Raw genomic sequence first — 11,587 nt, 5'->3', positions numbered from 1 at the left:
GCAGTTGTCAAGGTGAAATCCATGCTCCAATGACTGAATTATGACTAAACTGTGGATAACTTCTGTATCTGTGGTTAAAAATCTACGGTATACTTCAAAGAACATCTTTCTGCCAACGATGTAACGTACTGAAATACAAGAACAACCTAAGTCACTACATCATCGGCTGTACATTTCGGAGCTACAACGTGGATCTTTGGCAACAATGCCTCCATCATCTCGAAAGAAAACTTCCTGCCCAACAGTTCAACACTTGGATTCGTCCTCTACAAGCAGAAGAAAACACCACAAAAATCAGATTGCTAGCACCGAATACTTTTGTGCTCGATTGGGTACGTAATCACTACATTAAGATCATCAACAGTTACCTTGATGAAATATGCGAGGATGAGCGTCCAACAGTTGAAATCATAATTGGCACTAGAAAAAAACCTACCCAATTACCTGATAGATCTGTAAAAAAACAAGCCACCATCGAAAGAAGCGACAAGCTAGAGTCTGTATCTACAATCGAATCAAATCTAAATCGCAGCTTTACATTTGAATCTTTTGTTGAGGGAAAATCGAATCAACTTGCTCGTGCTGCGTCCATGCAGATTGCCTCTAATCCTGGAAAAGCATATAACCCTCTTTTTATATATGGAGGTGTAGGCCTGGGAAAAACCCATTTGATGCATGCGGTTGGTAACGCTATCCTCTCTGAAAATCCTAATGCTAAGGTCCTATATCTTCACTCTGAACGATTTGTCGCTGATATGGTTAGAGCTCTTCAGCACAATAAGATAGATGAATTTAAAAAAAGATATCGGTCAGTAAATGCGCTACTGATTGATGATATCCAGTTCTTTGCCGGTAAAGAGAGGTCACAAGAGGAATTTTTTCATACATTTAATGCACTTTTTGAATCCCAACAACAAATAATTCTTTCTAGTGACCGTTTTCCAAAAGAAGTTAAAGGATTGGAAGAGCGCCTTAAATCTAGGTTTGGTTGGGGGCTGACAGTCGCAATCGAACCGCCAGATCTTGAAACAAGGGTCGCTATACTTAAGAGTAAAGCCTTACAGTTAAATGTAGAACTCGGGGACGAAGTTGCATTTTTTATTGGCAAGAAGATTCGCTCAAACATCCGTGAATTAGAAGGAGCATTGCGAAGAGTTGTAGCAAATTCAACTTTTACAGGGAAAGAAATAAGTATTGAGTTCTCGAAAAACGCACTCCGAGATATGCTTGCGGCACAAGCTAAACAAGTAACTATCGAAAACATTCAAAAAACGGTATGTGAATATTTTCAAATCCGGACCTCAGATTTACTTTCTGCAAAACGAAGTCGTTCAATTGCCCGGCCACGCCAAATTGCAATGACATTAGCAAAAGAACTTACAAACCATAGTCTCCCGGAGATAGGGTCTGCATTCGGCGGGCGCGATCATACAACAGTTATACATGCAAATAAAAAAATAAATGAGTTGCGTGATAGTGATCCAAGAATTGCTGAGGATTACTCTAATCTCTTAAGAACTCTTTCAAGTTAATGTGGAAAGGTTCTAGGAAGATAAAATATCGGAAAATGCCCATAATTTATCGACAAAAGCATGCTAACTCATAACCATTTCCAAAATTAGCAGGTAGAAAAACAGGTAAAACAATTACTTATAAAGCAATCCCACGTACCATCTACCTAATAATTAATTATTTAGGCATCAATATGAGTATAAAAATGAAGCTACAAATCAATCGAGAACATCTACTTCTTCCACTTCAAAAAATTACTGGGGTTGTGGAAAAGAGGCAAACGCTTCCAATCCTTGCAAATGTATTATTTCAAGCAAAGCATAATCAGTTGATCATGACCGCAACTGATCTAGAGATTGAAATGCGTACTTATTTAGATATCGACTGCAGTGATGAATTTGAATTCACTATACCGGCCCTAAAGCTACTAAGCATATGTAAATCTTTACCAGATGGTTCAAGTTTAAATATTGAGGAAAAGAATGATAGGGTAAATATCTCTACAGGTAACAACAGATTTTCATTAAGTTTGTTGCCAGCGAATGATTATCCATCGATACAATCTTCATCAAGTAATATTTCCTTTGAAGTCCAACAAGGCATATTAAGAAAACTTATCGCAAATACGCAGTTTGCAATGGCACAACAAGATGTACGGTATTATCTAAATGGTCTTCTGCTAGAAATCAATAATGGATTTATAAAAACTGTTGCAACAGATGGGCATCGATTGGCCTTTAGTCAAATAAAGGCTATTGAAAATAATGAACTTAAAACACAATTAATTATCCCAAGAAAAGCAATTATTGAATTGTATCGGTTACTCGATGAATCAGAAAATATTATTCGATTTGAAGTCTCATCGAATTATATTCGTGTCCATTTGTATAGAACAATATTCACATCAAAATTAATTGATGGCATATTTCCTGACTATGAAAAAGTTATACCAAAAAATAATGAAAATAAACTTGTAATGGATAAGTCTGAATTAAAGCAATCACTACGGCGAGCATCGATTCTTTCTAATGAAAAGTATAAAGGGATAAAATTAGAGATAAAGGAGGATCGTGTTCAAATAATAGCTAATAATCCTGAACAAGAAGAAGCAAAAATTGAAATAGACCTTGATTATTCCGGAAAGGAATTAAACATCGGTTTAAATGTAACCTATCTGTTAGATGTTTTAAATGCAATAACTGAATCTAACATTACTATTGAATTTAAAAATAAAGATAGCAGTATCCTAATATATGGGGCGGAAAATCCAGATAATAAATACGTCATAATGCCGATGAGAATATAGTATTTATCGCTGCTGTCCGGTTAATTTTCAGCGGTAGAAAGCAAAAGCGGTATTTTTCAAGCTAGTTTCCGTCTTTTCAATACGCTGCTTGTTTTATCCGTCGATCAGCGTTGCACGGGATTCAGCGAAACAGAGTCGATATGTGCTAAGTTCCTGTGTGTTCAGGCCAACGCCCCTGATGCTTCGCCTTGGACTAAGTATATACCTGATTTGGTAATCCCACTATTTTTAGCTGGTTTTAAAAGTAAAGGTTAGGCTAACAAGGCCAATTTCTGTTTTGGGGTGATGCCACACAAGGCAATATTCGGCCGCTCATGATTGTAGGTCCATAACCAGCGGGTCGCAAAATCCTGGACGTCAGTCATGCTGCCAAATAGATATTGATTCAGCCAATTATAACGCACTGTTCTATTGTAACGCCCAATGTCTGCATTTTGTTGCGGGTTACCCGGTTGTATGTAGTCAAGACAGATGCCTCGCTTTTCAGTCCACGCCTGTAGGGCGCCGCTGATGTATTCTGGCCCGTTGTTGCAGCGGCTGGCCGCTGCTCGGCCGCGCCACTCGATGATATGCTCCAAGGCTCGGATCACGCGTCCGGCTGGCAATGAGAAATCCACCTCAATGCCCAGTCTTTCCCGGTTGAAGTCATTAATTACATTGAACAACCAAAAGCTTCGACCGTGCGCGAGCTAGTCGTGCATGAAATCCATCGACCAAATACTGTTGATCATTGTTGGTACTACCAGTGGTTCCGGTTTCTCACGCACGATTCGTTTCTTTGGCTTGATTCGTAAATTCAGCTCCAGTTCCAGCTCACGGTAAAGCGGTACACTTGCTTGTGGTTTCAGCTAAAGCCTTTGACGTTGCGTAGATATAGGAAACACAAACCAAAGCCCCAATTTCGCTGATTATGGGTCAGACGTATCAGCCAATCCGCAATCTTGGCGTTCTCATCGGACAGCTTCAGTTGATAACGGTAGCATGTCTCTCTGATCGTGAAGGCGGTGTAGGCCTGGCGTGCACTGACGGGCGTTCCGTCACGATTTTCTTCGCCATCTCACGCCGACGAGATGGCTTCACCACTTTTTGCCAGTGCTTTCTGGACAATCTCCGCCTTGAGCCGCTCCTCGGCATACATCTTCTTCAAACGCCGGTTCTTCTCTTCCAGTGCTTTCAATCGGGACATCATGGAGGCATCCATACCACCGTATTTCAAACGCTATTTGTAGGAGATGGTGCTACTCATGCTGTGCTCACGGGGTAATCCCCCCATTTCTAGCTGAAGCCAGAAGTGGAAATCAGGCCGCGAGGGCCAACTTCTGTTTTGGCGTGATACCTCCCAAGCCCATATTGGGCCGCTCATGGTTATAGTGCCAAAGCCAGCGAGTGGCAAATTCCTGCACTTTGGTGATCGGCTCGAACAGGTATTGACCAAGCCAATCGTAGCGTACTGTGCGGTTGTAACGCTCGATATAGGCATTCTGCTGCGGCTTGCCTGGCTGAATGTAGTCAAGACGAATGCCGCGTTGCTCAGCCCAGCAGGCCAGGGAGGCACTGATGTATTCTGGGCCGTTGTCACAACGTAGCGCCTCGGGCTTGTCACGCCATTCGATAATCTGTTCCAGTGTCCGCATCACGCGCTCAGCAAGCAGTGAGAAATCCACCTCGATACCCAGACCCTCCCGGTTGAAGTCGTCGATGACGTTGAATAGGCGGTAAGGGCGGCCGTCTTCGAGGCTGTCGTGCATGAAGTCCATCGACCAGACATGATTGATCGCCTCGGGCACCGCCAACGGTTCGGGTTTCTCGCGCACCAGGCGCTTCTTCAGCTTGATTCGCAGGTTCAGTTCCAGCTCGCAATAGATGCGATATACGCGCTTGTGGTTCCAGGCATAGCCCTTCACATTGCGCAAGTACAGAAAGCACAGGCCAAAACCCCAGTTGCGCTGGTTGTGCGTCAGGCGGACCAGCCAGTCGGCGATCTGTTCGTTCTCTTTAGACAACTTCGGCTCGTAGCGATAGCAGGTCTCACTGATGCCGAAGGTCTCGCAGGCCAGGCGAATGCTCAGCCCGCGTTCTGCCACCGATTTCTTGGCCATCTCACGGCGATGAGATGGCCTTACCACTTTCCCTCGAGCGCTTCCTTGCGGATCTCCGATTTCAGGCACTCCTCGGTGCACATCTTCTTCAGGCGTCGATTTTCCTCTTCCAATTCCTTGAGGCACGCTGCCATCGAGGCGTCCATGCCGCCGTATTTGGCTCGCCACTTGTAGAATGTGGCGCTGCTCATGCCGTGCTCGCGGCACAACTCCGGCACGGGCGTACCGGCCTCCGCTTGCTTGAGGATGCTGATGATCTGACTGTCGGTGTATCGGGACTTTTTCATGTGGAATCTCCGGTCGTTACATTATGAGAAAATTCCACTTCTGAGCACTGCTGGTTTTCGGGGGGATTCCCGAGCTTTCGGGCACTCGCATCCACTGCTTCGTCGACCCACCCCAGCAGTTGCGCCGCTTTGGGTACGATGTCACTCGGCCTCGTGTCCTCGAAGAGGACATCCAGCTTTTCTAGCAGCAGCAATAATGCTGCCGTTTTAGCCAGGTCCTTCTCCTTGCGTCTAAGATCCCGTTCGAGTGTCTTGATGCGCTGCTTGTCCCGCTTCGCCTCACGCTGTCTCTGCTGCCGCTGTTTCCCAGCTGAGCAAGAATCTTGCAGACCGGCTTTTTTCCAACGCCTTATCTGCTCAGGGTAGGGCACTTTGCTGCGACAATATCCACTAAGCTCCGGCTCAATCGTTGAGGTGGTCTCTACTGCTGCGCCAACTTTGCCTCTGGTGACCACGCTTCTGTCGGTTTTTCGCTGCCTGGCACTGGTACACCTCGTTCTTTGGCTGCTTTCGCCAATTGTATAGTCTCGGTTCTGAAATCCCTTCTTCTTTGGCTACCTCCGACATGGAGCGGTTGCTCGTCGACAATAATTTACGCATTAACGAAGCTATACGTTCTTCTGAGCAATCAGGAATTTGCTCCTCTTTCCGCCTTTGTCTGTTCTCATTGCCTCATCACGGGGAGGGGAAAACTATCCTGACACAGAGAGGTTATCCCAATGCAAAGTGTGGCACCGCGGCCATGGATGAGATGGGCTTCCTGCCAGTGTTCAATGGCGTGTTGCGCATGATCACTGGACAGATTTTGCAGGAGAAAAAATCTGCATTTCCACAATGGATGATGGCCAAGTCCTACTACCGTAAGAATGCATCCATGCCCTGTGTAGTGCCCATCACCTCCGTGAACTTGCGAGGGACTTGGGTCAAGATCAGCAGAAGTGGGCCAAGGATCTGACCAATATAAGAATAGCGGTAGAGGATGACGGTGGTCGGTTATTATCTAATAAGGCACGAAATATGGTGCCAGCGATATTGAAATCCACTTGAAAAGCAGAGGCTGAACGTCCATTGTTTGGTGAAAGCCCGCGAAAAGACAAATGTGGCAGGCTCAAACGACAAAAGCCAGAAACTTGCTAGAGCGATTACGAGGCTTCGAGCAAGATCTCCCGGACTTCATGGAGGTAGAGACCGTTCTCTTTATCGACAATCAAGTTGAAAAGAATCCGGCATGGCATACGTACAGCAAAAGATCTCTGGTTGTTTGCGATTCATGGAGGGGACAAAGATCTTTTGTCGGGTTCGAAGTTATCTGTCAACTTAGCGCAAGCAGGGCATGACTGCTACACAAGCACTGGTGCTGCTTTTCCAGGGGAAATCCAGACTACATGAAGTTGAATAGGGATTTATGTAGGCGACCCTGAGAGGATGGGCTGAATAATTACATTCATGGTTCCATTTGTACTATGGGCCGGAACACATCAGCGGCGTCGGCGCTACTGATTTTGGTTGAGAAATGCCGCATCCGTTTGGAATGCATTCTCGCCCGGCAGGCCGCAGTAAAATGTGTACACAGAACGCTAAACTGAACGGTGGCTATGATTGGTTGGTCCAATGTTGTTTGGGCCATTGCTGAGGTTAAAAATTTTGCGACCGCTGGTTGTGGACCTGCAATCATGAGTGCTCGAACACGGGCTTTGATGGTATAACAATAAAACAGAAATTGGCCTTAACGAACCAACCGCCGCCATACCCTCGCATATAGGAAACAGTTCATCCACTTAGCGCCCCACTCAAATCCATGGGCCACGGCCGTTCTTTGCGTTGCTCAGGCAGTAATGAATAGACCGAAGCTAAAATCCTGCAATGTTTCACGTGGAACAGTAAGTACAGCTAAAGTCTTTTCGAATATATTTAGAATCGCTAGATAGGGCCCAGCTTCTTGGCGATCCCCACGATTTAGTGAAAGCCATCCGAGCCAGAGGTATATTCGGAAGCGCCTCAAAGGGCTCGATGTGAGCACCTTGGGTGCAATATCGAGTTTCAATGGGTCTCGACGCCCATTTTTTTCGATGGCGGAGGTGTTTTCTTACCATCATTTCACCCAGATGCGCCGTTGAGGCAAAGTATCCACGAGCCCATACACAGAAGTGTCCTCCATTGAAATCTTGCTGTTTGCCTTGGAGTTTATGGGCTATTGCGACCTCACTCTGTAGATGGTGCCCACAGCTAGGAGGTTTTCAGCGAGATGAAGGCCGTTGATGTCGATGAGACCGTCTCCAGATGTGGGCACAACTATATTACCCAGTTTCACGACTTGAGGGCTGGACGCCTGCTGCATGCCTGTGAGGGAGTGCGACCACAAAAGCGTCGAGTGTTTCACTGAAGACCCATAAAGGTGATCCGACACGATCATTGCCGCCTGCTCCGATATACCAAAAGCCTTTATCAAGGGTACCGGCACCTATCTGCCCAACGCTGAACTGACCATTGATCGCTTTCACATTGTTCGGCTAGCCAACAAGGCTGTCATTGAAGTCAGGTGGGAAGAGGTCAAAGAGGCGTTGCGTGAAATCCTCTCTACCCTGCTGACGCTCGACGATGCCAATAGAATGCTCATGAATTGGTACAGCTGGGCACGTCGGTGCCGGGTTCCCCAGATGATGAAACCTGGCGACCACTATCAAGGTGCACCTCTCCGGCATCCTCAATGGGGCTACATCGCACCTGAGCAATGGATGTGTGGAAGAAATCAACTCGCTGATTTAGGCCGCCAAGGCGAGAGCCAGAGGTTACGGGACCTCCCGGAGCCTGATCACGATAGCTTACCTGATTGCCGGAAAGCTCGGCCATCTACTTGCGTCCCCCTTTACGAGGCCAAGCTTATGCTGAACAGGTACCCATACAATCCAAGAAAGAGCCTAAAGTATTGTTACAAGACACTGCATGGGGAGTAGCGGAATGGGTGCGGGGGTTGGTGCGTTAGACTTGCGAGACTTTTGCGATTTGCATCGTGCGTGGGGTGGTGAGTAAAGGCCATGCCCATATATTGGCGAGCGTACTGCCGAATCTTGCGCGGGCGAAATTATAAGGCGCATCAAGGAACGAACGTCTGAAGAGTTTTCCTATTTAAAGAAACGATGCTGGGGAAGGTATTTTGGGCGAGGGAATACTTCTGTGCTACGGCCAGGCATATGATCGAAGAATTGATCCAGGAGTATTTGGAGCATCATTTTGAGCCGAATTCTAACGATAATTTCCGGATGGGCCGGGCCCGACTAGACACATCGTTCAGTCGACGCGAATCCGTACTTTTAGTCCATAATCCAAATCCTCCGGCCTTGACCGGTGGCTGTTTAGTGCTGAAGATTGGGTATTTGCGGCGAATCAACCGTCGACTAATAACCATGAGCGATAAAGCATACTCTTATCGAATTCCCCATAATCTGTTGTTTTGAAATAAAATGACCGTTTTTTAACCTGTCTTGATGTTAGCCAATTTGTGTAGATGCTACGCGACAGCGCAGCACCACCAGCGGTGTGCGGGCCGCCTAGCAGAGAGCGTATTGAGCTAGAAGTTAGCCCTCACGGTTAGGCTCCATTTCTGATCTGCGCAATAAATGGGGGATTACTAATGTGTTTTGTCGTAAAATGTCTAAACTTAAGTACTGGCGCTCCGTCCCAGACATATCTTACGTTTTAGCGTCCCACCCATAAGCCAAGGCGTCCCGAAGAAGTCCCCTTGGGGTGCAGGCGCGGTCGGTAATAAATGCTGTGCCCTCTCCAAGAGGCCGCAACGCCGCCTTGCTCATGGGCGGGGCTCGCTAGGCGTGTCTAAGCGCGCTGAAATGTAAGATGTGTTTGGAACGAAGTAGTAGTTTGTATTGGTAAAAAAGGTCTAAATGCCCATCATAACTCGAGTGCTTTTATTCGGTTTTTCAATTAATTGAATGGGGTTATTTTCTAATGTCCTACGGTTCGTCAAATATTAAAGTTCTTAAAGGCTTGGATGCCGTTCGCAAGCGTCCGGGAATGTATATTGGAGATACTGACGACGGGACAGGGCTTCATCATATGGTGTTCGAGGTTGTGGATAACTCAATTGATGAGGTACTTGCTGGTTATTGTGATGAGATCAAAGTAGTAATCCACTCTGATCAGTCTGTGAGTGTCTCAGATAATGGGAGAGGAATTCCTGTAGATATTCACCTAGAGGAAAATCGCTCGGCAGCAGAAGTGATAATGACGGTTCTGCATGCTGGTGGAAAATTCGATGATAATTCTTATAAGGTTTCTGGCGGGCTGCATGGCGTTGGGATATCAGTGGTTAATGCCCTTTCAGATTCGTTAGTACTTACAATTAAACGCCAAGGAAAAGTCTGGCAACAAGAATATTCTCGTGGTGAACCTGTGTTCCCACTTAAGTCAATTGGGGATACAGAAAAAACAGGAACTACGGTTTGCTTTAAGCCAGCAAAAGAAACGTTCTCAAATATTGAATTTCATTACGATATCCTTGCAAAGCGGTTGCGAGAATTGTCATTCCTGAATTCAGGAGCGCGCATCATTCTACGTGAGGAATCGTCTGGAAAAGAGGATGTTTTTGAGTACAAGGGCGGCATTCTAGCTTTTGTTGAACACCTCAATAGAAATAAAACACCGATTCATAAGAAAGTATTCCACTTTTCAACTGATAAGAATGATGTTGGTGTTGAAGTGGCGCTGCAGTGGAATGAGTCTTATCAGGAAAATATTTTTTGCTACACGAATAATATTCCTCAACGAGATGGTGGTAGTCACCTTGCGGGATTTAGAGCAGCGCTGACAAGAACGCTTAATCAATACATTGAGAAAGAAGGCGTCCTGAAAAAACATAAAGTAAATACATCTGGAGATGACGCAAGGGAAGGCTTGACAGCAGTTCTATCAGTTAAAGTGCCTGATCCAAAGTTTTCATCTCAGACGAAAGATAAATTAGTTTCATCTGAGGTTAAAGCGATTGTAGAAGGGGTGGTGACTGAATATTTGAATGAATTTCTGCTTGAAAATCCATCTGATGCAAAGGTAATTGTTGGGAAGATGGTGGAAGCTGCCAGGGCTAGAGAGGCAGCGCGGAAGGCGCGGGAGATGACACGCCGCAAGGGTGTCTTAGATATTGCAGGACTTCCTGGAAAGCTTGCTGATTGTCAGGAAAAAGATCCAGCTCAGTCAGAACTATATTTGGTTGAGGGTGATTCTGCAGGAGGATCGGCCAAACAGGGTAGGGATCGCAGATATCAGGCAATACTTCCACTTAAAGGTAAGATATTGAATGTCGAGAAGGCCCGTTTCGACAAAATGCTGTCCTCAGCAGAAGTGGGTACCTTGATCACCGCGCTTGGGTGTGGAATTGGGAGAGAAGAGTTTAATCCAGATAAATTACGTTACCACCGTGTGATCATTATGACCGATGCTGATGTTGATGGCGCTCATATCCGCACACTGTTATTGACCTTCTTTTACAGGCAAATGCCTGAATTAATCGAACGTGGCCATATTTATATCGCTCAGCCTCCGCTATTCAAGATAAAAAAAGGAAAACAAGAGCAATATCTGAAAGATGAATCTGACCTCAATAGCTATTTTTTGCAAACCGCGCTTGAGAATTCGGCGATCTATGTCACAGCTGATGCACCTCCACTAAGTGGAAGTGCATTGGAAGAGTTGTGTCAGTCCTATCTGGTTGTTAAGTCGACTATAGATCGATTGTCTCGACGCTATGACGAAGAATTGTTGGAAAAGCTCATCTACGTTCGAAGACTTGATGCATCGTTAGTTGAAAACCAAGAGGCAATGGATGGCTGGTTGGCCGATCTATTGCCTATGCTTAACAGTGATCTCGGTATCTCTGAATCCTGCGAGCTGAAGTGGTTAAACGAATCGGAGACAGGGACTGGAGAAGCTGGGCTGCTGGTTGAACGAAAAGTTCATGGCATATCAACGGATAAGTTTATTCCAGCCGATTTTTTTGCCACGGTTGAATACAGGAATATTATTGAATTGGGTGAAAAACTATCAGGATTGCTTGATGACGATGCGTTTGTTCAAAGGGGCGAGAAAAAACGTCCGATCAGTAGTTTTCGGCAGGCACTTGAATGGTTGATGGAGGAGGCAAAGCGTGGCCAGCATGTCCAGCGCTACAAAGGCCTTGGCGAGATGAATCCCGAACAGTTGTGGGAGACGACAATGAATCGAGAATCAAGACGTCTTCTGCTGGTTAATATTGAAGATGTTGTTGCTTCAGATGAGGTATTTACTACCCTGATGGGCGATCAGGTTGAACCTAGAAGAGAGTTTATTGAGGCGCATGCACTCTCGGTTGAAAATCTTGATGTCTGAATGCAGGC

At 45.8% G+C, this 11,587-nt stretch carries 7 protein-coding genes and 3 pseudogenes; 6 read left to right on the top strand and 4 right to left on the bottom strand.

Features of this window, described 5'->3' with window-relative positions:
• The first annotated feature begins 188 nt into the window (after positions 1-188).
• Together dnaA and dnaN are read left to right on the top strand one after the other, a co-directional pair.
• The gene (gene dnaA, locus Ga0074115_RS15600) at positions 189-1,532 is read left to right on the top strand and encodes a chromosomal replication initiator protein DnaA (RefSeq protein WP_082626719.1); all 1,344 of its coding nucleotides are present in this window, start codon (positions 189-191) and stop codon (positions 1,530-1,532) included.
• Positions 1,533-1,717: 185 nt separating this feature from the next.
• Complete coding sequence (dnaN, locus tag Ga0074115_RS01805; protein WP_198295025.1) at positions 1,718-2,818, top strand: DNA polymerase III subunit beta; 1,101 nt, start codon at positions 1,718-1,720, stop codon at positions 2,816-2,818.
• Between the two features lie 251 nt (positions 2,819-3,069).
• On the opposite strand, the pseudogene Ga0074115_RS16530 reads toward dnaN, so the two are convergent.
• From Ga0074115_RS16530 to Ga0074115_RS17190, 4 genes and pseudogenes are all read right to left on the bottom strand, one after another.
• Positions 3,070-4,091 (bottom strand): annotated as a pseudogene (locus tag Ga0074115_RS16530) (IS3 family transposase).
• Between the two features lie 25 nt (positions 4,092-4,116).
• Positions 4,117-5,204 (bottom strand): IS3 family transposase gene (locus tag Ga0074115_RS01790; protein WP_087959705.1). Its coding sequence is split into 2 segments (ribosomal slippage): positions 4,117-4,949 and positions 4,949-5,204, totalling 1,089 coding nucleotides; the frame shifts between segments, so codons are not numbered across the junction.
• On the bottom strand, positions 5,201-5,659 hold the full coding sequence (locus tag Ga0074115_RS01780) for a hypothetical protein (RefSeq protein WP_057955299.1): 459 nt from the start codon (positions 5,657-5,659) through the stop codon (positions 5,201-5,203). The genes Ga0074115_RS01790 and Ga0074115_RS01780 overlap by 4 nt, the downstream gene beginning before the upstream one ends.
• Entirely contained in the window at positions 5,607-5,771 is a 165-nt protein-coding gene (locus tag Ga0074115_RS17190) for a hypothetical protein (RefSeq protein ID WP_408642701.1), read from the bottom strand. The genes Ga0074115_RS01780 and Ga0074115_RS17190 overlap by 53 nt, the downstream gene beginning before the upstream one ends.
• On the opposite strand from Ga0074115_RS17190, the gene Ga0074115_RS16420 reads away from it, so the two are divergent.
• From Ga0074115_RS16420 to gyrB, 4 genes and pseudogenes are all read left to right on the top strand, one after another.
• Positions 5,770-6,159: a hypothetical protein gene (locus Ga0074115_RS16420; protein ID WP_198295027.1), complete on the top strand. Its 390-nt coding sequence runs from the start codon at positions 5,770-5,772 to the stop codon at positions 6,157-6,159. The genes Ga0074115_RS17190 and Ga0074115_RS16420 overlap by 2 nt on opposite strands.
• 1,453 nt (positions 6,160-7,612) lie before the next feature.
• A pseudogene (locus tag Ga0074115_RS17185) lies at positions 7,613-7,753 on the top strand (transposase); the annotation flags it as partial.
• A 333-nt stretch (positions 7,754-8,086) separates the two neighbouring features.
• Positions 8,087-8,467 (top strand): annotated as a pseudogene (gene tnpA / locus Ga0074115_RS16525) (IS200/IS605 family transposase); the annotation flags it as partial.
• Positions 8,468-9,167: 700 nt separating this feature from the next.
• Positions 9,168-11,579 carry a DNA topoisomerase (ATP-hydrolyzing) subunit B gene (gene gyrB, locus Ga0074115_RS01765; RefSeq protein WP_057956362.1) on the top strand — a complete coding sequence of 804 codons (2,412 nt, stop codon included), beginning with the start codon at positions 9,168-9,170 and terminating at the stop codon, positions 11,577-11,579.
• Positions 11,580-11,587: the final 8 nt, after the last annotated feature.

The organism is endosymbiont of Ridgeia piscesae, assembly GCF_001443665.1.
Taxonomy (GTDB): domain Bacteria; phylum Pseudomonadota; class Gammaproteobacteria; order Chromatiales; family Chromatiaceae; genus Endoriftia; species Endoriftia persephonae.
Note: the sequence above shows the minus strand (reverse complement) of the source record. Positions and strands in the feature narration are given on the sequence as shown.

Excerpts from the sequence above, each read along its gene's own strand:
- dnaN (WP_198295025.1), top strand. The coding sequence starts at position 1,718 with ATGAAGCTACAAATCAATCGAGAACATCTACTTCTTCCACTTCAAAAA.
- Ga0074115_RS16420 (WP_198295027.1), top strand. The coding sequence starts at position 5,770 with ATGGAGCGGTTGCTCGTCGACAATAATTTACGCATTAACGAAGCTATA.
- Ga0074115_RS17190 (WP_408642701.1), bottom strand. The coding sequence starts at position 5,771 with ATGTCGGAGGTAGCCAAAGAAGAAGGGATTTCAGAACCGAGACTATAC.
- gyrB (WP_057956362.1), top strand. The coding sequence starts at position 9,168 with ATGTCCTACGGTTCGTCAAATATTAAAGTTCTTAAAGGCTTGGATGCC.